20 protein-coding genes are annotated in these 21,709 nt (G+C 70.8%); 12 read left to right on the top strand and 8 right to left on the bottom strand.

The genetic code is table 11. The features are described 5' to 3' along the window. Nucleotides 1-462 precede the first annotated feature (462 nt). Complete coding sequence (locus tag AB0761_RS05540) at nt 463-1,746, bottom strand: hypothetical protein (protein WP_377267830.1); 1,284 nt, start codon at nt 1,744-1,746, stop codon at nt 463-465. An 859-nt stretch (nt 1,747-2,605) separates the two neighbouring features. On the opposite strand from AB0761_RS05540, the gene AB0761_RS05535 reads away from it, so the two are divergent. Together AB0761_RS05535 and AB0761_RS05530 are read left to right on the top strand one after the other, a co-directional pair. Next, on the top strand, nt 2,606-3,025 hold the full coding sequence (locus tag AB0761_RS05535) for a hypothetical protein (RefSeq protein WP_377267829.1): 420 nt from the start codon (nt 2,606-2,608) through the stop codon (nt 3,023-3,025). After that, complete coding sequence (locus tag AB0761_RS05530) at nt 3,022-3,531, top strand: DinB family protein (protein ID WP_377267828.1); 510 nt, start codon at nt 3,022-3,024, stop codon at nt 3,529-3,531. The genes AB0761_RS05535 and AB0761_RS05530 overlap by 4 nt, the downstream gene beginning before the upstream one ends. A gap of 208 nt (nt 3,532-3,739) precedes the next feature. On the opposite strand, the gene AB0761_RS05525 is transcribed toward AB0761_RS05530, so the two are convergent. Next, nucleotides 3,740-4,234: a GNAT family N-acetyltransferase gene (locus AB0761_RS05525; RefSeq protein WP_377267827.1), complete on the bottom strand. Its 495-nt coding sequence runs from the start codon at nt 4,232-4,234 to the stop codon at nt 3,740-3,742. Between the two features lie 573 nt (nt 4,235-4,807). On the opposite strand from AB0761_RS05525, the gene AB0761_RS05520 reads away from it, so the two are divergent. Both AB0761_RS05520 and AB0761_RS05515 read left to right on the top strand, forming a co-directional pair. Then, complete coding sequence (locus tag AB0761_RS05520; protein ID WP_377267826.1) at nt 4,808-5,797, top strand: phosphotransferase family protein; 990 nt, start codon at nt 4,808-4,810, stop codon at nt 5,795-5,797. Then, on the top strand, nt 5,794-7,137 hold the full coding sequence (locus AB0761_RS05515) for an MATE family efflux transporter (RefSeq protein ID WP_377267825.1): 1,344 nt from the start codon (nt 5,794-5,796) through the stop codon (nt 7,135-7,137). Before AB0761_RS05520 ends, AB0761_RS05515 begins: the two co-directional genes overlap by 4 nt. Nucleotides 7,138-7,437: 300 nt before the next feature. Here the strand turns inward: AB0761_RS05515 and AB0761_RS05510 are convergent, their stop codons facing one another. Together AB0761_RS05510 and AB0761_RS05505 are read right to left on the bottom strand one after the other, a co-directional pair. Then, nucleotides 7,438-8,211, bottom strand: coding sequence for a TetR/AcrR family transcriptional regulator (locus AB0761_RS05510; protein WP_377267824.1), 774 nt, complete (start codon nt 8,209-8,211; stop codon nt 7,438-7,440). 201 nt (nt 8,212-8,412) lie between these two features. Beyond that, nucleotides 8,413-8,871 (bottom strand): MerR family transcriptional regulator, encoded by a 459-nt coding sequence (locus AB0761_RS05505; RefSeq protein WP_377267823.1) that lies wholly within the window; start codon nt 8,869-8,871, stop codon nt 8,413-8,415. 95 nt (nt 8,872-8,966) lie between these two features. Between AB0761_RS05505 and AB0761_RS05500 the strand changes: the two genes are divergently transcribed. The 6 genes from AB0761_RS05500 (at nt 8,967) to AB0761_RS05475 (ending at nt 15,501) form a co-directional block, all read left to right on the top strand. Next, nucleotides 8,967-10,016: an aldo/keto reductase gene (locus tag AB0761_RS05500; RefSeq protein WP_377267822.1), complete on the top strand. Its 1,050-nt coding sequence runs from the start codon at nt 8,967-8,969 to the stop codon at nt 10,014-10,016. 474 nt (nt 10,017-10,490) lie between these two features. Beyond that, the gene (locus AB0761_RS05495) at nt 10,491-11,216 is read left to right on the top strand and encodes a hypothetical protein (protein ID WP_377267821.1); all 726 of its coding nucleotides are present in this window, start codon (nt 10,491-10,493) and stop codon (nt 11,214-11,216) included. Then, nucleotides 11,213-12,118, top strand: a complete 906-nt coding sequence (locus AB0761_RS05490) for a nucleic acid/nucleotide deaminase domain-containing protein (protein ID WP_377267820.1) — start codon at nt 11,213-11,215, stop codon at nt 12,116-12,118. The genes AB0761_RS05495 and AB0761_RS05490 overlap by 4 nt, the downstream gene beginning before the upstream one ends. A gap of 92 nt (nt 12,119-12,210) precedes the next feature. Continuing rightward, on the top strand, nt 12,211-12,792 hold the full coding sequence (locus tag AB0761_RS05485; protein ID WP_377267819.1) for an SUKH-4 family immunity protein: 582 nt from the start codon (nt 12,211-12,213) through the stop codon (nt 12,790-12,792). Nucleotides 12,793-12,838: 46 nt separating this feature from the next. Further along, nucleotides 12,839-13,660 carry a nucleic acid/nucleotide deaminase domain-containing protein gene (locus AB0761_RS05480; protein ID WP_377267818.1) on the top strand — a complete coding sequence of 274 codons (822 nt, stop codon included), beginning with the start codon at nt 12,839-12,841 and terminating at the stop codon, nt 13,658-13,660. A gap of 2 nt (nt 13,661-13,662) precedes the next feature. Further along, on the top strand, nt 13,663-15,501 hold the full coding sequence (locus tag AB0761_RS05475; protein WP_377267817.1) for a hypothetical protein: 1,839 nt from the start codon (nt 13,663-13,665) through the stop codon (nt 15,499-15,501). Between the two features lie 280 nt (nt 15,502-15,781). On the opposite strand, the gene AB0761_RS05470 is transcribed toward AB0761_RS05475, so the two are convergent. Together AB0761_RS05470 and AB0761_RS05465 are read right to left on the bottom strand one after the other, a co-directional pair. Next, nucleotides 15,782-17,047 (bottom strand): FAD-dependent monooxygenase, encoded by a 1,266-nt coding sequence (locus AB0761_RS05470; RefSeq protein ID WP_377267816.1) that lies wholly within the window; start codon nt 17,045-17,047, stop codon nt 15,782-15,784. Nucleotides 17,048-17,065: 18 nt separating this feature from the next. After that, nucleotides 17,066-17,923: an alpha/beta fold hydrolase gene (locus AB0761_RS05465; RefSeq protein WP_377267815.1), complete on the bottom strand. Its 858-nt coding sequence runs from the start codon at nt 17,921-17,923 to the stop codon at nt 17,066-17,068. Between the two features lie 235 nt (nt 17,924-18,158). On the opposite strand from AB0761_RS05465, the gene AB0761_RS05460 reads away from it, so the two are divergent. After that, the gene (locus AB0761_RS05460; protein ID WP_377267814.1) at nt 18,159-19,061 is read left to right on the top strand and encodes a helix-turn-helix domain-containing protein; all 903 of its coding nucleotides are present in this window, start codon (nt 18,159-18,161) and stop codon (nt 19,059-19,061) included. A 129-nt stretch (nt 19,062-19,190) separates the two neighbouring features. Here AB0761_RS05460 and AB0761_RS05455 read toward each other — a convergent pair whose 3' ends face one another. Further along, complete coding sequence (locus tag AB0761_RS05455; protein WP_377267813.1) at nt 19,191-19,853, bottom strand: deoxynucleoside kinase; 663 nt, start codon at nt 19,851-19,853, stop codon at nt 19,191-19,193. 274 nt (nt 19,854-20,127) lie between these two features. Then, entirely contained in the window at nt 20,128-20,376 is a 249-nt protein-coding gene (locus AB0761_RS05450) for a hypothetical protein (RefSeq protein ID WP_377267812.1), read from the bottom strand. Between the two features lie 117 nt (nt 20,377-20,493). Here AB0761_RS05450 and AB0761_RS05445 point away from each other — a divergent pair, with 117 nt between their 5' ends. Continuing rightward, on the top strand, nt 20,494-21,039 hold the full coding sequence (locus tag AB0761_RS05445) for a GNAT family N-acetyltransferase (RefSeq protein WP_377267811.1): 546 nt from the start codon (nt 20,494-20,496) through the stop codon (nt 21,037-21,039). The last annotated feature ends 670 nt before the right edge of the window (nt 21,040-21,709 follow it).

Here is a 21,709-nt window from a genome sequence, read left to right as displayed (position 1 = left end):
ACTCGCTCCCGATCGGCGGCGGAGGTGGTCGCCCGGTCGCAGAGCGGTGCCCCGGGCCGCCGTGCCGCGTGGTGGAGGTCCGGCGTGTCCTGGCTGGGGGGTGGGTCGTTGGAGCAGTGTCCGAGCGGAAGCCCCCCGTGCCGCCGGATCGGTCCCCGCGTTCAGCCCCCCACACGCAGGGACCGACTCCGCGGGCGTCACCCGCCCGCCGTCCGTGACTGTGGTGCCGGGCTGTCACACCGGCCCGGGCCGCTCGACCGGGCCGGAGGCCCGGCTTCCGCTTCGGCGAGGAGCCACGGATCGGGCCGATCCGGCCGATGCGTGACGCGGCGCGAGGGCGGATCCCTGTTTGCCGAACGGGAGCCGGCAGCCGGGACACGTGGGCTCCCCCGTCGGCAGGCACCTCTCCGCGTCGGGTCACCCTGCGACCGGCCACCGGCCGGGGGATCCGCAGCCCAACGCTCAGGTGGCGCGGATCAGGTCGTGCGCCGCAGCCCGTACCGCGGTGTAGGCCTGCTCCAGTACCTCGGGGGAGGTTGTGATGTGGGGCAGGTCGTCCGGGGAGTGGAACTCGCGGAAGTTGCCCGCCAGGGAGAGCAGCGGGACGGACGGCCCGAGGATCTGGTTCCACACCGCGCCTTCACCGGGGAACTTGGCGGCCTGGCTGAACCGCGCCGTGGCGAGGTCGTCGGCGAGGCCGGGCACCGCGGCAAAGGCCGGATTGCTGGCAGCGCCCCGGGGGGCGAGTGCGAAACGCCCGTCGGGGCCGGGTGCGGCCGCGGCGAGGGCGGAGCCGAGGTGGAAGACCGCGCGCGGCCGGAGGTCGAACTCGTCGGCCAGGTAGGCGCGTACACCGTAGTTGTTGAGCTCATGGCCGGTGTTGCCGAGGAAGAACACCGGGTGTTCGCGGGAGAGCTCCACGGCCAGGGCGAGCGCCAGCGCGAGTCCGGTTCCGCGCTCGGCTGCGCAGGTGAACCATCCGCTCAGGGGTGTGGTGACCACGATGGGGTCGGAGACCGGCCTACGGGTGCCGAACCAGCCGGTCAGGCAGTACGTCCGCGCCGGACGGGTGCGTGCGCTGAAGTCGACGTCGGCTCCGTGGCGCTGGATCAGGTCCGCGACCTGTCCGGGGACGAGCAGTGTGGGGACACCGGTCTTCGCCGCGTCAGGGTCGCTGTTGTAGGCGACCAGCCCGTCGTACGCCGGATAGCTCGCGGTCGTGCTGGTCGTGGGCAGGACCGCAACCTTGGCTCCGGCCTGCGCGGCCTCCGCCACCGCCGCGAGTACGGCGGGGTCGCTGCCGTCCTTGCTGGTCCTCACGGGTCGTATGAAGTCTGCGCGGTCCCTCACCCGGCCGACACCCTCGTAGTACAGCGGGACGGTCGGCACGCTGACGTTCCCGACCCGGACCTGCGCCTGCCACTCGTAGTGCGGGTAGTCGTAGTGCCAGCGGCCGGTCACCGCGCCAAGACCTCGCAGCTCACCCTCCAGCCACCGGAGGGCGGCTGCCTCGTCACCGGTTCCGGTGCGGTGGTGCCAGGTGCTGTAGGCCTCGACCACGGAGTAGAGCGAGGCGCCGGTCCCGACGCGGCTGCCGGCGGCGCCGACCGGCCGGCGGCCGGTGTCGGCCTGAGCCGGGGTGGAGCCCAAGGCGGTGAGGCCGGCAACGGCGGCTCCGGCGGCTCCGGCGGCGAGCACGGTCCGGCGTGACGGCAGGTCAGGAAGGGCCGATCGATGGGAAGTCATTCGCTGCTCCAGAAAGTACGTGATCTCGTCCTACTGCGCCTCCGGCGCCCCGCGGTGAGGCCGGAGACCTCCATGGGTGGTCATCGCTCGCCCAGGGCCGGTCGACGAAGGGCCAACCGATGCGCCACGACGTCCACCCGGGTTGCCCGGTCGCCTGTGCGGCGCCGTCCACGGTTGAACCCCTGGCCTCGGGATTCACCCGCCGTCACCATGCGTCGGCCCACGTTGGCGTGGGCCGTGGCCCACGATGTGTGGTCGTCGGCCGTGCTGCCGCCGGCGTTCCGCACCACCGGGCGGATCACTATTCGATCACCCTCGTGAACGATGTTCCATGGATCGATGGGAGATGACATATGAATGACACAGGGCCGACATACCTGCTGTTCGGGCGGCACCGATGGGGGAGGCGACGAAAGGCGGCCGGACCTCTCGTCCCCGTCGCGACCCGGCCGGCGCCGGTGAAGGTCGGTCGGAGGGGGGCCACGCCGACCAGTGCCCGCTGCACTGTGACGTCATGGCCTTCGCCGGCGTCACCCCGTCGGCCGTGGCCGCTGAACCGTGGCCGCTGAACCGTGGCCGGCGATCGACGACGTCGCACGGCCCGGCGGCACTCGCTGACCGGCTGCCGACCCGAGGGCGCAGGGTTCCGGCGCCGGCGCTGGTCTGCTGGGAGTCCGCACGGGGCGGGGCTCGTAGGTGCTCGGCCAGGTGTTGTCGTACCCGCCGTGTAGCGTCCGGACCGGAGTCAGTTTCATGATCTGCGCTTGGCGGAGGAGCGGGGATGACGAGTACGGCGGGCGAGTCCGTGGTGGTGGTGTCCCGGCGCATCGGGGCTCCGGCGGGGGATATCTTTCGGATCTTGGCCGACCCCGGACGGCACCCGGACCTCGACGGCTCGGGGATGCTGCGAGGTGGCGTCTCCGACGCCGTGGTCTCCGGCGTCGGGGACGTCTTTGTGATGCGGATGCACTATGAGCGCTACGGCGACTACGAGATGAACAACCACATCGTCGAGTACGAGCCGGACCGCCGCATCGGCTGGGAGCCCAAACCCGGTCGCGGACACCCGGACGCCAGCGCGCCCGGGGCCGCGTGGGGCCACCGGTGGATCTTCGACCTGGTCCCGGACGCGCCCGGGGCGACGGTCGTGACCGAGACGTTCGACGGTTCGCGGATGCCGGAGGACAAACGCGCAGAAGTGGACAGCGGGCACGCCTGGTGGCGGACGCAGATGGCGAACACCCTGGAGCGCCTCGCCGCATTGTGCACCGCCCGGTGAACGCCGAACTCGACGCCCTCAAGCGCGCCCTGGACCGCCAGCGCGGACACGTCCTCGGGATCCTCGAAGGGCTCTCGGAGGAGGATCTGCGGCGGCCGGTGCTGCCCAGCGGCTGGAGCTGTCTGGCACTGCTGCGCCACCTCACGCTGGATGTCGAACGCTTCTGGTTCCCCGGGGTGATCGCGGGTGAGCCGGATGTGGCGGGACAGTTCGCGGCGGGCGCGGAGGCGCACTGGTACGTACCCGAGGGGATGAGCGCCGAGGAGGTCTTCACGGACTACCGGGCGGCCATCGCGCGGGCGGACGCGGTGCTTGTCGCCGCCGAGCCCGAACAGGAGCCCGCCCTCTGGCCCGTGGAGATCTGGCCGACCTGGCGGCTGCCTGACGTGCGGCACATCCTGATCCATGTGCTCACCGAAGTCGCCTGCCACAGCGGCCACTTGGACGCGGCACGCGAACTGCTCGACGGCACCACCTGGCTCGGCGGGAACCCCTACGCCGGGTAGTCACAGGAGCGGATGGAGGATCGCCGCCTTCTTCGGGCCGCGGCGGCGAGGGGAGTCCGGGCGGGCGCGTTGGTTTTGCGCAGGCGCAGAGAGGCGTGCCGGGCGCGGTGTGGTCGCGGTGGTGCGCTGACATGGAGGCCGTCCATGAAAGCCTCCGTGCGGTTGTTACCCCGCGCATGAACATCGCCCAGCAAGTCCGCCCGCGGCGTCAGACGGCAGGGGGGCCCTGGTGCTCCTTGCTCAGCAGAATGCCGCGTGGTCCAAAACCGGCCGCGGAGTAGAAACCGACCGCGTCCTCGTTCGGAGCGAAGATGCCGGCGTAGAGGATCGAGACTCCGCGGTCCACGGCGGCTCGCTGCGCTGCCGCGACCAAAGCCGCGCCCACACCCTGGCCGCGATGTCCGTCCAGGACCACGGTGTGGATGTCGGCCCCGCGACGGGGCACCAGGATCTGGTGCCCCGGTGGCTCTGCCAGCATCACCACCTCTGCCATCCCCACCACCTCGCCCGCCACCTCTGCGACCGGGATCAGCACCTTCGACCCGTCCGACACCACCTCCTCGAAGTACTTCCGTACGGCCTTGGCGTCAGGAACCCGGTAGATGTCGGGTGCGAGCTGGATGTGTCGTTCGGCGTTGGCGATGCGCAGACGGACCAGGGCGGGCACGTCCCTGAGTTCAGCGGTGCGGACCAAGATCGACATATGCCGAGCCTTCCACCGCGCCACCTCTGGTGGCAAGGCGCGCGCCTCGCCTCCCGACTCGCACACGAACTCAGGCGTGACCGCGCGGGGATGTGGCAATGCTGCTACGGCCGGTATGACCTGACGTTCTGTCGATCCATGGCCGGCGACGAGTTCCGTGCCCGCATCCGTGCAGTGCCCGCCAAGGGGCCGGCGACCACGCCGTCGGCTTCCGCTCGCGGCCTTCGGGGGCACCGGGCCCGGCGGTCGGTGCGTGGTTGCGGTGCGGTCGGATGCGGTCGCCAGTGGCCCCGAAGCGGCCCGCCGGCTGTGGGCCGCCCCCGAAGGGCCCGCCCATGCCGTCTTTCCCGAGCGCCCGCGTGCCACCGCCCGAACGCCTGCGTACCACCGCGCGGTACCGGACCGGCACCGGGCCGGGTACCGCCCGGGTCTGGCGGGCCGCATCCGGGCCATCTCCGCCTCCACGTGCATCCGGCTGAGAGGGGCCTGGTGAAGATTTCTGCCAGCTGGTAGAAATCTTCACCAGGTCCAGCGGATCAGGTCGGATCCGCATCGATCGGAGGGCGGGAACCGTTGGAGAGCATCACCAAGAACCGTCAGTCGCCGCAGACCCTGCGCGCGATGATCGCCCGCGCCTACGGCGCCGAGCAGGTCCCGGAACAGGGCGACGACTGGGTGAGCGAGCTGGGCCACGGATGGTTCAACGTGGCCTACCGCATCCGGCTGCGGGACGGCTCCCGGGTGGTGCTCAAGATAGCCCCGCCGCCGGCGGTCGAGGTGATGACGTACGAGCGCGGGGCGATGGCGATCGAACTGGCCGCCCTCCGGCTCATCGCCGAGCGGACCAAGGTGCCCGTGCCGGTCGTCGACTTCGCGGACCGGACCCACGAACTCTGCGACGCCGACTACTTCTTCATGCCGTACGTGGACGCGGACAACCTGGGGATCATCGGCGCCTCCCTGCCCACGGCCGAGCGGGACGCGTACTTCGAGGCGCTCGGCGCGGCCAACCGTGAGCTCAACGAGATCCGCGGTCCCGGCTTCGGACCGCTGGCCGGCCCCTGGAGCCCCAGCTGGCGCACGGTGTTCACCGGCATGTTCGAGGACGTGCTCCGAAACGGCGAACAGCGCGGCGTCGAACTGGGGTGGGACTACGGGACCGTGCGCGAGATCTTCCGCGAGCACGCCTGGAGCCTGGACGAGGTCACCGACCCCAGGTACGTCGAATGGGACCTGTGGGACAGCAATGTCATGGTCCGTGACGGCGCCATCGCGTGCATCATCGACCACGAGCGCGCCTTCTACGGCGACCCGCTGATCGAGGGCTGCTTCGCCGGCACCGAGCTGAGCGCGTTCGGCGACCCCTCGGCGTTCCTGCGAGGCTACGGCCGCGGCGAGCCGACCGGGACCGAGCAGGTGCGGCGCAGGATCTACTGCCTCTACCTGGTGCTGATCATGGTGATCGAGACCGTCTACCGCGGACACACCGACACCGTGCAGTACGACTGGGCCCGCGAGCGCCTGAACGAGACCATGGCGCTGCTGGGGCGCGCCGAGCAGTGAGCACGACCCCCGTACGGCGCACACCGCTCGACCAGGCCGAGGCCCTCGGGACCCGGCCGGTCGGACGGCTGCTGTGGCAGACCTGCGCGCAGACCACCGTCTCCGTCGGCGTCTACGGGATCTACGCGCTCACCAACGCATGGTTCGTCGCCCACGGGGTGGGAACCTCGGCCATGGCCGCGGTCAACCTGGTGGCCCCGGCCCTGCTGCTGCTCGGCGCCCTCTCCACCACGGTCGGCGCCGGCGGGGCGTCCCTGGTCTCGCGCAGCCTCGGCGCGGGCGACACGGCAGGCGCGGCACGCGCCGCAGGAAACGCCTTCACCCTGTTCTGGGCCGGCGCAGCCCTGGTCACCGTCACCGGACTGCTCGCCCTCGACCCCCTGCTCACGGCACTCGGTGCCCGCGGCGCCATGCATGACACCGCCCGTCAGTACGCTGTGGTCCTGCTGGGGGGAGCGGTGGTGTCGACCGGGTTCTCCAGCCTGGTCCGCGCCGAGGGCCGCATGCGCTTCTCCACCCTGCTCTGGCTGATCCCGGTGCTGACGCAGATCACCCTCGACCCGCTGCTGATCTTCTGGCTCCACCTGGGCGTCCGCGGCGCGGCGCTCGGCACCGTGGGCGGGCAGTCAGTCTCGGCCGGGATGAGCCTGTGGTTCTTCTTCCTGCAGCAGGGCCGCCCCTACCGCATCACCCGGGCCGACCTGCGCCCGCACGGACCAACCGTCGGCGCCCTGCTGGGCGTCGGTGCTCCTTCGTTCCTCGCCGGCCTCGGCGCCACGCTGCTCGCTGTGCTCGTCAACACCTCGCTCGCCGCGTCCGGCAGTGCCACCGCGCTGGCGGCCTATGCGATCTGCGCGCGACTGCAGACCTTTGTGTCGATGCCTCAGCTGGGAATCAGCCAGGGCCTGCAGCCGGTGGTCGGTTACAACACCGGGCGACGCCTGCCGGACCGGGTCCGCCGCGCCCGTACGCTGGCGCTTCGGGCCACGCTGCTGTACGGCGCGCTCGCGCTGGCCGCCCTCCTGCTGCTCGCCGGGCCCCTCTCGGCGGTCTTCGCCACCGATCAGCAGGTCACCGAGACAGCAGCGGCAGCGCTGCGGATCATCGCGGTCGGACTCGCCGCCGCAGGCTTGGTGCCACTCGTTTCGGGCTACTTCCAGGCCGTCGGGCAGCCCAAGGCGTCCTACACGATCTCCGTCGGCACGCTTCTGCTGATCAAGGCTCCGATGGTCCTCGCACTCGGCAGCACCGGAGTGACCGGCGTCTGGATCGCGCTTGCCGCCGGAGAACTCGTCTCCGCGGCAGCCGCACTGCTCCTCCTGCGGTGGCTGAGGAGCTAGTGCCGCCCCCGCCAACCTTTGCCCTGCCGCGACGCTCCCCCGGCCTTCGGCCGGGAGGTGCCCCCAGGCACGCACGCTCGCTGCGTTGGCCGAAAGCCCAGGTACGACCCAGTACAAGGGCTTCCGGCCGCCTTGCGATCGCACGCACCAGACGCCGCGGCGTGGGGGCACCTCCCGGCCGCCAGGCTGGGGGAGGGCAAACGTCGGCGGGGGCGGCACTAGCCTCACGCCACCAGGGCCCGCCCACCGGGCAGCCGGCTCCGGGCCGAACCCTCGTCCTCGTCCGTCTCGTCCGTCTCGTCAGCCGAGCGGCACCGACAGCACCTGCTGGAGGAAGAACCGCAGTGCCCCGACCATGTCGACCTGGTCGGGGTTGGCCAGCCACTGCACCTGCAGGCCGTCCATCAACGCGACAAAACTCGCCGCGGCCGCAGTCGGATCGACACCCTCCCGAAGCTGCCCGGCCACCGCCAGCGCCGCGAAGCAGGAGCGCATGTAGTCGCGGGCGTCGCGGTAATGCCGGGTGAAGTAGGCATGGGCCGGATGCTCCTGTTCGACCGCCTCGGCCGCCAGACGCACATAGAGCTCGACCATCCCGGGATGGCGCTCATTGTGGGCGGCGAGGTCCAGCATGCGCCGCACCCCGTCCAGGCCGGGCGTTCCCGGCGGACCGCCACGGGCGGTGTCCTCCTCATCACGCCGCTCCAGCACGGCCGCCAGCAGCGCCTCACGGTTCGGGAAGTAGTAGCCCAGCCCCGCGTGGCTGATGCCGACCCGCTTCGCGATCTCCCGCAACGACGCTCCGTCGTATCCGGCATCGGCGTACACGGTTGCCGCCGCGGCGATGATCTCCTCGCGGCGCGCCCGGCCCTTGGCGTAGCCCGGCGTGGCAGCGACCGGACGGCTGTGATCAGAAGGCATCGGACCATCATGAATGGCAAACCCGTGGCACAGGTAGTCGGGTCGTGCGGCCAGCTGCGCCGGGGCATCCCACCACACAGCTTCGTTGTTGACGGCGACCGGCGACCGGCGACCGGCAGGCCGGCGCCAGCGGGCGAACAGCTTGCGTTCCACCAGGTGCACATCCGACCAGAGCAGCCCGAGCCCCTCACCGGGTGTTTGAGGCGTGGGTGCGGAGCACGACCACGCACAGCCGGCGGTCGGCGCCTTGAACCGTGCGGGCCGACCGAAGGCTGGCCGGGCAGGTCCCGATCGGATGCGACGCGACGAACGCCTGTGCCGTAGCGGCTGCGGACCCACCGTGCCCCTTCGCCGTCAGTTCGCCGGCGTGCGGCCGTCTTCTTCCGCGTTCGGGGTGCCGCTGGTCGGGTTGCAGCTGTGCTCGGCGGCGCCCGCCTCCACCAGGTCCTCGTACACCGCGACCTTGTAGCGGATCAGGTCCAGGCAGCGGGTGAGCTCGGTGATCTGCCCGACGACCCGGTCCTCGTGCTCGTGCAGGAGGGCGAGCCGTTCGTGCTCGGTGCCGGCGCCGTCGCGGGCGAGCTCGGTATAGCGACGGATGGCGGGCAGCGGCATGCCCGAGGCACGCAGGACGATGCAGAGGTTGAGCCAGTCGACGTCGTCCTCGGTGTAGACGCGGCGGCCGCCCGGGCTGCGCCGGACGGGACCGCTCAGCAGGATGCCCTCGCGCTCGTAGAAGCGCAGCGCGTGCACGCTCAGGCCGGTCAGCTCGGCCACCTGCCCGATGCTCAGCCCCGCCGCGACCTCGGCCACCGCCCCTCCCCGTCCACTACTTGATCTAGAGGCGACTCTAGCTCCTAGAGTCGCGGGCGCCAGGCCAATCCATCCACCACCAGGGGAGACCGACCATGCGATACCGCTTCCTCGGCGGCACCGGCATCGAGGTGAGCGCCCACTGCCTCGGGACGATGATGTTCGGAGCCGTCGGCAACCCTGACCACGACGACTGCGTCCGGATCATCCACTCCGCGCTCGACCAGGGCGTCAACTTCGTCGACACCGCCGACATGTACTCGGCGGGCGAGTCGGAGACCATCGTCGGCAAGGCGCTGCGGGGGCGCCGGGACGACGTCGTCCTGGCCACCAAGGTGCACTTCCCGATGGGCGAGGGCCGCAACCGGGGCGGCAACTCGCGGCGCTGGATCGTCCAGGAGGTTGAGGAGAGCCTGCGCCGGCTGGGCACCGACTGGATCGACCTGTACCAAGTGCACCGGCCGGATCACACCACCGACATCGAGGAAACCCTGTCCGTCCTCGGCGATCTGGTCCACCAGGGGAAGATCCGCGCCTTCGGATGCTCGACCTTCCCCGCCGAGGAGATCGTCGAGGCGCACCACGTCGCCGAACGCCGCGGCCTGCAGCGCTTCCGCACTGAGCAGCCGCCCTACTCGCTGCTCGCCCGAGGCATTGAGGCCGATGTGCTGCCCACCGTCCAGCGGCTCGGCATGGGCGCGCTGACCTGGAGCCCGCTCGCCTCCGGTTTCCTCACCGGTCGCTACCGCAAGGGCCGGCCGGTCGACCTCACCGCCGGCCGTGCCGCGCTCAACCCGGCCCGCTTCGATCCGGAACTGCCCGTGACGGTCGCCAAACTCGACGCTGTCGAGCAGTTGGTGGCGCTCGCCGACGACCTCGGCTGCACGCTGCCCGAATTGGCGGTGGCCTTCCCGCTGGCGCACCCCGCCGTCTCTTCGGTGATCATCGGCCCGCGTACGCTCCAGCAGCTCCAGGACGCGATCAAGGGCTCCGCCCTCGTACTCGACGATGCCGCTCTCGACCGGATCGACGAGATCGTTCCGCCCGGCACCGACCTCTACCGCCCGGACGGCGCCTGGACCCCGCCCGCCCTCACCGACCCCGAGCGGCGCCGCAGGCCGCTGAACGGCCGGGCGGCGGCCTGAGCGCGGCCACTGCCACCACGCCCCGTCACCTTCGCCCCGCACCGCGGGTCGTAGCGGTGACGGGGCGGATCCGGCCGCTGCCCCCGGGGCAGGCTTCCAGGGCGAGCGAACAGGAACACCGGTGTTGAGTTCCTCGTGCCGCGCGGTGCGGGGCGAAGGGGGAGGCCGGGTATTGCTTGCACAGCGCCGATACCCGGGGGTGCAGAGTTACGGATCGCGGCGTCTCGGAAGGGCGACGGCGAGCCGTGTGCAGGGGGCGCTGCTCGCTCGGGCCGCGACGGAGTCGAGGCGTGACTCCCGGTTCTCCGCTCGTACCTGTAGCCCCCCACCGAGCCCGCGGGCGGCCCGGTCTGCTGGTGAGGCCACGGTGCGCATGGATTTTCGTACGGAACCGTGACATTCGCGTCTGTTGAGTACCCGTCACCAGTACTACGATCCGACGAGACGAGAGTCACGGCGGGGTGAGGGGGAGTCATGGCCATCGAGCTACCTGGTGAGGTGGTGTCATTCCTTCAGTTCATCGGGGTGAACTGGCCCCAGGTGAACGAGGACTCGGTCCGTGAGTTCGGCGTGCACGTCCGGGAGTTCGCCGACAACCTGAGCCGGACGCACGAGAACGCCGGCTCGACGATCCAGCAACTCGGCGAGGCGTACCAGGGCGCCGGGTACGAGGTGCTGGCCGCGAAGTGGGCCCAGCTGTCCGACACCCACATGCGCGAACTCATCGAGGCCTGCCATGTGGTGTCCACCGCCCTGGACCTCGCGGCGGACGCGATCATCGCCATGAAGGTGGAGGCGATCGGCGAACTGATCGGCATGGCAGCCGCGTTCGTCGCCGACCAGGCGGCCGCGGTGGTGACGTTCGGCGCGGCCGAGGCGGCGCTGCTGCTGATCGAGGAGGCGGCGGAGAAGCTGGTCGACTTCCTGGTCCAGCAGATGGAGCAGTACATCATCGGCCAGGTCATGGAGGCGGCGATCAATCCGCTGATCGAGACGGTGGAGAAGGCGGTCAGCGGGCTGGCGTACCACGCCGTCGAGTCCGCACTGGGGGTCTCCGGCGACGGTTCGGTCGGGGAGGGCTTCCGGATCCAGCCGGATGCGGTGATGGCCCACGCCCAGACGATGAGGCAGCACGCGGAAGAGGTGCGGGGCCACGGGGACGCCTTCCTCTCCAAGCTCTCGGGGGTGAGCTTCGAATGAGCAATCCGGTCACGCATGCGCTGGAAGAGGCCCTGGAGAAGACCGGCAAGGCGGTGGGCAAGGACGGTGTCCAGGCCGTCGAGAGCCTGCTGAGCGACACCGAGAAGGGCCTGACCAAGTCCGCCAAGAACCATCTCGAGCACGAGGCGGAGAAGGAGGCCGAGCTCAAGGCGATCCTGGGAGGCGAGCACACCCGAGACGAACTCCGGGCGAAGCTCGACTCGACGACCCCCGTCTACCACATCCGGCCCGATGGCGTGGTCCAGAGGCTGACCAAGGACGGCCCGAAGGACCTCGAGCAGGCGGACATCAAACGGCTCCCGCTCAAACTGGACTCGAACAACCGGATCCTGCCGCCCAAGGTCAAGGCCGGCGAGAAGCCCTACCCGCTGCCCGAGAAGCCCAAGTCGGGGAGCCGGCCCAAGGTCAACTCGCAGCAGGTGCCCTTCGACCACGACGACCTGGCCGAGGCCACCCAGCTCGCCCGCCACGAGGACAAGAGCTACGGCAGTTACCGCAAGAATGACAAAACGGGCGAGTACGACTTCCAGGCGAACAACTACGCGGCCGCCCGGTACGGCAAAGAGGGCGACGAGGACGGATTCATTCTCGTCGCCCGAAGCCAGAACCGCGGGCCGCATTCGGAACCCGCCCTCGGCGTTCCTTTCCTGGAAGGCGGGTCGGCCGACGGGCTCACCGCCCTGTACACCGAGCGAGAACCGTGTTCGAGCGGCCCGAACTGCAGTGCCTGGATGCATGAGCACCTGCCTGACCACGTCCAGGTGCGGCACACCGTCGAATACGGGGACACCAAGGACTCCCGGGACCTCGGAAACCGGCAGATGGAACACCACCTCAACGCGCTGAGAGTGCCCAAGCCGCACAGCCGTTACAAGCCCTAGACGCCTGCTCCGCCCCGGTGGGGGCGGAGCGGCGGACAGTAGACTGATCCGCACCAAAGACGCAGATGTCGTTCAACTGGCAGGAGAAGCCCATGCCGAACCGGATCGATCGGACCAGGCTGGAGTCGGTGTTCCCGTCCGGTGATCCGGTCGTCCTGGACGGTGCTGCGCTCGATGCCGTCCTGCACCTGCCGACCCGTCAGTTCCTCCATGAGGTCGGGCTGCCCGCCGACAGTTGGTTGAGGGTCGATCCCGACTACAAGCAGGGGGAGCCCCAGATCGGCTTCTCGGGGACGGCCGCGCGACACCCGGAACTGACGTTCGACTTTGCGAGCTGGATGTATTTCGGTGAGATCGTGCACGACTCGATCGCGGTGGACGTCGTCACCGGGAAGGTCTATTCCGAACCGGGCGGCGACCCGCCCTACCTGCTCAACAGCAGCGTGGAGGAATTCGTCAACTTCCTTTGCCTGCTGGAGATCGAGCGGCCCAATTACGACTGGGAGGCCTTCGACTCCGAGGACGAGGAGGAGCAGGCGGCCATCGAGGAGGCGGGCTACCACCCCGGTGCAGACAAGCGGCTGAGGGTGCAGATGACGGCGGCCGATCCGGTGGCCTTCGAGACGCCCGACTCCACCTGGAACACGGTGCTCGAGACCGTGGCGATGCCGTGACCGGGCCGTCGACCGGTGTCCGGAGTCCGTTCGAGGAGACGATCGCGTGACGCTCAGCAACGACCCGTTCGCCGAGAGGTTCGGACCCGACGGGTGCCGACGATTCAGCGACGGCCTGGTGCTACCGGTCCAGGTCGGACCGTACTTCCACACCCTCGCCGAGGAGCCCGCAGGGCTGGGCGCCTACGCCGACGAGATCGGCGCGGAGCTGCCGCACCCGGAGCAGCGCGACTGGACGCGCCTCGGCTCCGACCGGGCGTACGACATCGTGGCCGATCCGCAGCGGCGGGTCCTCGCCCTGCTGATCCGGTACTCCGGCGAGCCGCTCGTGTTCGTCAACTCCTCACCCGAGGCCTTCGCCGCGAGCCTGCTCGGGCTCGACGAGCTCCTCGACACCCTCGCCGCCACGGACGACCCCGGCCAGGCCGCGAAGGCGTTCGCCGCTCTCGAGCAGCGCCTCAAGGCCCTGGACCCGGAGGCGTTCGCGGACCGCGAGAACTGGTGGCCGCTGGTGCTCGACGACATCCGCGACACATCCAGCGCGGAGAGCTACGCGGCGTTCGAGATCCTCGACGACAACGGCGACAAGCAGGTCTTCACGTCCTCGAGCTCGATCTGCCTGCACCCCGAGGAGCGGGTCTGGCGCAATCTGGAGGCCGCCGGGATCCAGCCCGAGCAGGTCATCAGGATCTACACCGAGCTCGAAGCCTGCTCCATGCCCGGCCACTACTGCTCGATGTGGTTCGCCCTGGCGTTCCCCAACGCCCAGGTGACGCACAGTTTCCCGTACGGCGGGACGGCCGAGTCGCGCAGTGAAGGCATCCGACAGCTCCGCGCGGCACTCGCGCAGCGCGGCCGAGGGGAGTAGCGATGGTCACGCCCGCTCCGGCGGTACCTGCGATCCAGGCATGGCCGCCGCTGGCCGGACCGGCCGCGGCCGTGGCGCCCGCCCTGCTGGAGTGGGCCGCGCGGGACGACGCCGCCATGCCGAGGCTGTGCCTGGTCACGGGTGGCCCCGGCTCGGGCAAGAGCCATCTGCTCGCCTGGCTGCTGGCCGGCTCGGACAGCGATCCGCGCACCACCGTCCATGCGACGGTTCCGGCACGAGGGCAGATCGCAGAGACCCTGGCCTGGGAGTTCGGGCACCAGCTCGGCTATGGACCGCTCTCCGCCGACGAACTCCTGGCGCGGGTCGCGGCCGACCCCCGTCCGCTGCGCTTCCTGCTGCCGGACCTTCACGCCGCGGGCCGTGGCCCGACGGATCTGCCGGCGGCGCGGCCCCAGGACGCGGTGGAGCGGCTCGTCGGCCCGCTGCTCGCCCTCCCGCACGTCCGAGCGGCGGTGGAGGTCGGCGCACTCGACCTGCTGCCGGCCGAGGGCGCGCTGGTGCTCGCGCTCGGCCCGCACCGGTTCGGCCCCGGCACGCTCCCCGTACCGGCGCAGCAGCAGGTGTACGACCCGTCGGGCAGCACCGTCGGACCGGCCATGCCCGCGCCCGCCGGATCGGCCCAGCCCGCCGCGGGGACGGCACCCGCCGACGAGCCCGGGGCGGAGCCCGGAGCGCCGATCGACTGGCGCAAGGCGTCGCGCCGGTCGAGGGAAGAGGCGCTCGACACGGCGCTCGCGGAGGGCCGGGCCGGCGAACTGCTGAAGGATCCGGGCTTCCTGCTGCACGGCTCGCTGTCGGCCATCACGGCAACCCTCGCCGATCACCGGATACCCCTGCCCTCGCGCCTGCGCGGCGTATGGCAGCAGGCCGCGCCGGCACTGTCGACTCCCGGCCTCGCCGACTCGGCACGCGCGGCGATCCTGCACCTGGCGGCCCTCGGCGCCGACGCACGGCTGGCCGAGCTGCTCCGTCCGCTGGCCGAGACCCACCGGTGGACCGCCCGGTGGTACCGGCCCTCCTCGCGGCCGACCGCCGCCGTCCTCACGGCCGGGCCCGCGCAGAGCGTCGACCGCCTGGTGACGGTCGACGCCACCGGACGGGTGAGGCTCCACCGGGTGTCCGACGGCGAACTGATCGGCAGGGTCACCGCCGACCCCCGGCTGCGGCCCGTGGGGCTCGCGGCCGTCACCGACACCTGCGCGCTCGCACTCGACGCCGACGGCATGCTGCACCCGCTGCTGCTCGGGGAGGAGTCGATGGCGCCCGGCGGGGTCGACTACCTGGCGCTGTATCACAACGGAATGACGGCGGCGCCGTCGCCCGCCGACCGCCTGACGGCCCTCGGTGCCCACCGGGACCGGGTCGTCCTCGCCGATATCGCCGGGACGGTCCACCTCTGGTCGCTCTCGGCACTCGATGCCGGACCGCGGACCATCCGGCTCCACCGGAGCGGGGTCACCGCGACCACCTGCCATGTCCTGCCGGAGGTCGGGGTCGTGCTGGTCGTCTCGGCCGGCCTCGACGGGGCGGTCCGGCTCTGGGACTCCGCGACGGGGGCCGAGATGCCGGTGCCGGTGGAACGCAGGGCTGCGGTCCCGACCGCCGTCACCATGGCCGAGACGGCAGCCGGACTGCTGCTGGCCGTGGCGTGGTCCGACCGGCAACTGCATGTGTGGCAGCTGTCCGAAGGCCGGATGGCGCCGCTGTCCATGCTGCACCCGGTCGACACACTGATGCTCTGTGCTGACGGCACACTGGTGGCCGGAGGCCGGAAGGGGACCTGCACGCTCAGGCTGAATCTCGACCAGCTGTGGTCCTGAATCGCCCGCACCGATCCGACGACGGCCCCGAACAAACCCGGCGGCGACTCGGAAGTGCGCAGACACGGTGCGGCCGAAGGCCGAGATGCACCGGCGAGCGAATGGCCGAGTGGTCCGGTCCGGCCGGCTTCCACCGGAATCCTCTCCATGCCGCCGGCCGGAGGAGGGAGAGGACCCCGACGACGGCTGCCGGGCTCCAGGGGATCAAAGATGCCCGCCGTTGCGGCGAGCGTGCTGCGAGACCGGCTCAGTCTCACCCAGGCGACACGGCGACCATTCCTCACTCTGCCCCGAACCCGCCTCCGGGGTCGCCCGCGAGGCCGACCCGGTCTCGTGAGGCGGTGGGCGACGGCGGATAGTCGTCGATGGCCATGGAGTTGTAGAGGCGTGCGCTCTTGGTGGTGAGGCGGAGGAGGGCGCGGCTGGGCCCCGCGGGCAGGGCGGAGATCAGGCGGGCGCCCTGGGCCAGTCCCTGCACACCGAGACGTGAGGTGGGGATCAGGGTCTTCGCCGCGCTGAGTGCGGACGCGTGGCTGCCGCGCACATGCTCCGCCATCGCGCGCTCGTAGGCGGGGAAGGCGCGCTCATGGTCGCCGCCTGCCCGCGCCAGCTCTCCGGCGAGGACATATGCGCCGACGACGGCCAGGGTGGTGCTGCCACCGACGGCCGGGCCGGGGCAGTAGCCCGCGTCGCCGACGAGCGTCACCCTCCCCTGCGACCAGGTGTCCATGCGGAGCTGGGTGATGGAGTCGAAGTAGAACGCCGGGGTGCGGTCGAGCTCGTTGAGCCAGCGATCCACGTCAGGGTGCATGCCGTCGAACGCACTGCGCAGCAGCTCCTTCTGCCGGGGCACGTCGTGGTGGTGGTAGTCGAGCTCGCGCTCACTCCGGAACAGGAACAACGCCCGTGCGTCGCTGAGGTGCCGCGCACCGTACATGCCGGCAGTGCGGCCGACACCGACGTGCATGAGGAGCTCGCCGTCGAGCCCCGAGACATTCGGCAGGGACAGCACCCCGAGGTAGGCCCCGGTGAAGGCGCTGAAGCGGGACTCGTCGCCGAAGCCGAGGCGGCGCACGTTGGAGTGCAGCCCGTCAGCGCCGACGACGAGGTCGAAGCGGCACGGGGCTGCGTTCTCGAACCGCACCTCGCCGTCGGGTGAGATCGCGGCGATCGAGTCGCCGAAGATGTACTCGACGTCGTCGCGCGCGGCATCGTAGTAGATCTCGCTCAGGTCGTCGCGCATGATCTCGACATGCCGGTCGGAGGCGGCACTGAAGATCTTGGAGAGGTCCACCTGGACGGGACGCCGTGCGTGCTCCCGATGGACGGTCATCCGGCTGGTGCCGGTGGCCCGCTCCTCGATGCGTGGGAGCACACCCATCTTCTCCGAGATGTTCATCGCGGGCCGGAACAGGTCGACCGCATGGCCGCCGGTCCTGCGCGGAGTCGGCGCGCGCTCGACCACGGTGACAGAAAAGCCGTGCCTGGTGAGCCAGTACGCCAGCACCGGACCGGCGACGCCGGCGCCGGAGACGAGAATGTGCATGGCACCCCTCCTTGTCATTCAGCCCACCTGCACGGCGTGGGTTGTGGTGAAGGTCAGCAGGGGGGCGGCGGCCCGCGGGGGATCCTCGAGTATGGGGGAGTGTCCGAGACCGGGCAGCAACTCGACTCTCGCGCCCGGAACAGCGCGGTAGTCGGCGGCGGATGAGGATCGCCACCTGCGGTCGTCCTCGCCGAAGATCACCAGCAGCGGCTTGCCGAGGGCCGACAGCCGGTCCGGGAGTGCCTGCTGCTCCAGGTAGTCGCGGGTGGCCTGCATCGATGCGGTGAGCGTGTGGTGGGTCATACCGCGCACATCGTCCAGGAGCTCCGGTGGGATCTGGTACCCCGCCCGGCTGAAACCGGTGCTCGCGAACTGGTGGATCTGCTCGTCGGTCGGCGGCCACTGCGAGGGTCCGACTGCGGCGGACGGCGGTGCGATGAAGGCGCCCAGGCTGGGTCCGGTGTTGATGAGCGCCAGCGCGGTCACCAGGTCGGGTCGCTGTTCGGCGAGGGCGGTGGCGACCACGCCGCCACTGGAGTGACCGACGACCACGGCGCGCTCGACGCCGAGCCGGTCCAGTGCCACTCCGGCCCGGCGTGCCTGGTCCGGGAGCGCATAGCTGCGGTCGGCCGGTTTGGCCGACCGGCCGTGCCCGAGCAGGTCGATCCGGATGACGCGATGGGATCCGGTCAGCAGCGGAACCATCGGATCCCATGAACGAGTCGAGGATGCGGACCCGTGGATGAGCAGCAGCGCGGGGGCGTCGCGGGGGCCGTCCTGGCACAGGTGGATGTCGCCGTCGTCCAGCGACAGGGTTGAACTCTCGGCGGCCTCGGCGCCGCCGTTCACGTACGGATCGCCGTCAGAAACAGTCATGAGCCCACTGTCTCCGCCGGTACGCGCCGTTGGATTGGACGATTGTTCCCCGTGGAGGCTGTCCCGCACTGCCTATCGGGGCAGGAGGTTCAGGACTTGGGGCCCTCGGGGTCTGCGAGGACAGCGGCGTGATCGGACGGTCCGACGCCGTGATCACATCCGCCGCTCCGAGATCGACTCAGCCATGACCAGCCGTCACGGGACGGCCTTTGGCGGGCTCACGTAGCATGGGACGGTGCGGACTTTCGTGCGTGGTGCGGCCATGTGGGGCGTCGAGTGCCCGCAGCAACCCAGCAGGGTGGCCGGCGTCACCATGGCCGGGTTCAGTGTCCGTGACCTGGACGCGCTCCGGATGGTCCCGCACCCGGCCGTGACCCTGCTCCTGGAGTTCGGCGCCGGCTTGCCCGTCCTCGACTGTGCCGCCGGACAGCAGCGGGGAAGCATGGTCGCCGGGCCCGGGTTCGGCTCCGGAGGTGCGGTCCGGGCGTGGGGAGAGAACGTCGAGTGCGTGCAGGTGCGCCTGTCCCCGGTGATCGCACGCGCGGTTCTGGGCGTCGCCCCCGCAGACCTCGACGGCGCCGTCATGTCCCTGGGTGACCTGTGGGGCCGGGAGGCGTCCCGGATCCGCGAGCAACTGGGCGATGCCTCGTCGTGGCCGGAGCGCTTCGCGTTGACGGACGAGCTGCTCGCCCGCCGGCATGAGGCGGGGCCGCCGGTGGACCCGGAGGTGGCCTGGGCCTGGCACCGGATCACCGACAGCCGTGGCCTGGCCCGGGTCGAAGAACTCGCGGCCGAGGTCGGATGGAGCCGTAAGCGCCTCTGGTCCCGGTTCCGGTCGCAGCTCGGCCTGCCACCCAAACGCGCCGTGAAGCTGACCCGTTTCGACCACGCCGCCCACCGCCTGGTCGCTGGTGAGGGCGCGGCCCGGGTCGCGGCCGACGCCGGCTACGCCGACCAGTCCCACCTGCACCGTGACGTCATGGCGTTCACCGGGGCAACCCCCGGGACCATGGCCCGCGAGCTGTTTCTCGCCGTCGACGACATCGCATGGCCGAACCGCGGAGCAGCCGCCAAGCCTCCCGTCTCCGGGGACCTCCGGTTCGGTCGTCGGCCGGAGGCGGGAGGGCTACCGCTCTGAACGTCGCCGCGGCCACCTGAGCTGGGCGGCCCGGCGGCGCTCAGCGGTCACGGACGCCGGCCGTATCGGGCGAAGCGCGATGTACCGACCGGCCGGCGAAAGACATGGAGCGTCCCCCGTGGAGCAGCTTCAGGCCCGGCGTCCGACCGCCGCCAGAGCGTCCTTGACCTCCTGCGCCACGCGGGCCGCGTCCTCGGGGTTGTTCACCACATCTGTGTGGTTCATGTCGATGACGAGGACCTCGCTGGCCGAGTAGTGCTTGTGCACCCAGTCGTCGTAGCCGGACCACAGCGTCCGGTAGTACTCGACGAGGCTCTCGTCCTGCTCGAAATTGCGGCCGCGCAACCCTATGCGGTGCAGCACCGTCTCGAAGTCCGCCTTGAGATAGACCATGAGATCGGGTGCCTTGCGGTACGGCAGGCCGTCGATTTCGCGCATCATCTCGTCGAGCAGCCCCTCGTACACCTGCATCTCGAGGGAGCTGATCCGGCCCAGGTCGTGATTGACCTTGGCGAAGTACCAGTCCTCGTAGATGGAGCGGTCGAGGACGTTGTCGCCCTGCTTGTAGGCCTCCTTGATCGCGGCGAACCGCGTCTGCAGGAAGTAGAGCTGGAGCAGGAAGGGGTAGCGCTTGGCCTGGATCTCCTCGGGGCTCGCCGTGTAGAAGAGCGGAAGGATCGGATTGTCTTCCACGCTCTCGTAGAAGACGTCGCTGCCCAGCTCCTTGGCGAGCAGCTCGGCGACACTCGTCTTGCCGATTCCGATCATGCCTCCGACGCAGATCACTGGCATACCTCACTTCTCCCTGGGGGTCTTCTGTTCGTGGGCGGGTGGGGTGGGCGCCCCACACCACTGAGACGCACGTCGGCGGTCATGCGATTCCCCAGGATCTTCATGATCAGCGTCATGTGGTCCTCGTCCGGACCAAGGCCCCGACTCAGGCCGCTCTCCTCGACCGACCGGCCTGGCCGTTCCGCGGTCGCCCAGCGACGAGCCGCGGCCCCGTGGCCGCCCCATAGTTTAAATGAAGATTCACCCCGCGCAGGCCAGTGCGCCGGCGCCCGTCTCACCTGCTCTCGGGCGCCGCCACCGTCGACACCCTGGCAGCGGAAGACATCCCTCGCGGCGGTCTCCAGTCCTCGCGCGAGCCGCCGGAGAGCCTTCGGCCCTGATTCGGCCCGGGTACCGCGTCGGCCAGGGCGAACACGCCGTTGAGCACGCGGATGGCCTTGCCGCGCGAGGAGCCGTCGTGCAGTTCGGCGATGGTTTCGGTGATGACCGGCTGGGCGGCCGCGAGGATGGCGTAGAAGATCAACAGCTGGGCGAAGTCGGCGGGCCCGGCCCTCGATGGTGAGGGTGAGGCCCCGGGCACGGAGAGTTGATCGGGCCGGGGCCTTGATCGCCTCCGGGGCCGCTGGCTAGGTTGGCCGGTATGGCTGACTCCCGATCCCTCGCCTGGCCACCTGCCCCGATCAAGACCGCGCGGCTGGTACTCCGCGAGTCCGAGGCCCGGGACCGTGCGGTGGTCATCGAGCTGGACGCCTCGCCGGAGGTGAGCACCTACCTCGGTGGCCCTCGACCGCGTGCCGAGCTCGAACGCACCGTGCCTGAGGTGCCCGGGCAGCGCCCCGGCTTCTTCGTGGTCGAGCTCGACGGAGCGGTGATCGGCACGATCCAGCTCGACCCGCACGCCCCCGAGCTCTCGGGTAGCCGCCGGAAAGCCGGGGGGACCGAGCTCGGCTACTTGTTCCTGCCGGAGGCGTGGGGGCGCGGGTATGCCACCGAGGCGTGCGCAGCGGCGCTCGACTGGTTTGCCGGCGAGCTGCCCGGTGAGCCGGTGGTGCTCTACACCCAGACCGCCAACGCCCGCTCGATGCGCCTCGCGGCGAAGCTGGGGTTCACCGAGGTGGAGCGGTTCCAGGCGTACGGCGCCGAGCAGTGGTTCGGCGTCCGGTCGTCGGTCACGCCGCCCGCTTGAGCTTGAGCTTGAGTTCGTGCTCGACGGCACGGATCCAGGGCGCCGTCGAGCGGTGGTCGGCCTCGACGCGGACAGCAGTCGAACACGCCAGAGCCGCGCGAGCGCGCCAGGCGACTGACTACTGCTCACGCGGTGACTTGAGGAAGGCTCTGGCGGCGTTGGCGCTGCCGTCGGCGTAGCGCATCGAAGCACCCTCACCGATGCCGAAGACGACGGCCGGGGGGAGGGCGTGCCGCTGTACGGGTCGTCGGCGCCCCGGGCGGTGGCTGCCGTGGTGACGCCCTCGATCGCCTGGAGCCCGGTCAGGGCCTGGTCGGGTAGGACGGCTGCGCGGTGTGGTTCGCCCGCCGGGCGGTGCAGCCGGGCGCCGGCCATCACGCCACAGCCCCGCATGTTCCCCGTGCCCCTCGCCGAGATCGCGCCCGCGACCGGGGCAGCCGCTCCGACGCCTTCGACGCGGACCAGTTGGTCACCGCTCCGCCGTAGATCGACTCCCGGCACGCGCATCCCGGACACCTGGGAACGACGACCCGCCGCCTGTCCACCGGCACCTCCGTGACCGTCCGACGAGGAAGGCCATGAACCTTCTCCGTCGGCGCCCCGCACGCCGGACACGGCACCGCTCCACCCTGCGTCCGGGCCGTCCCGGATGGCCCTGTTTTCATCCGTT

This window comes from Peterkaempfera podocarpi, from assembly GCF_042466665.1.
Lineage (GTDB): Bacteria > Actinomycetota > Actinomycetes > Streptomycetales > Streptomycetaceae > Peterkaempfera > Peterkaempfera podocarpi.
The sequence above is the reverse complement of the archived record's forward strand: the minus strand, read 5'-3'. Positions and strand labels throughout refer to the sequence as shown.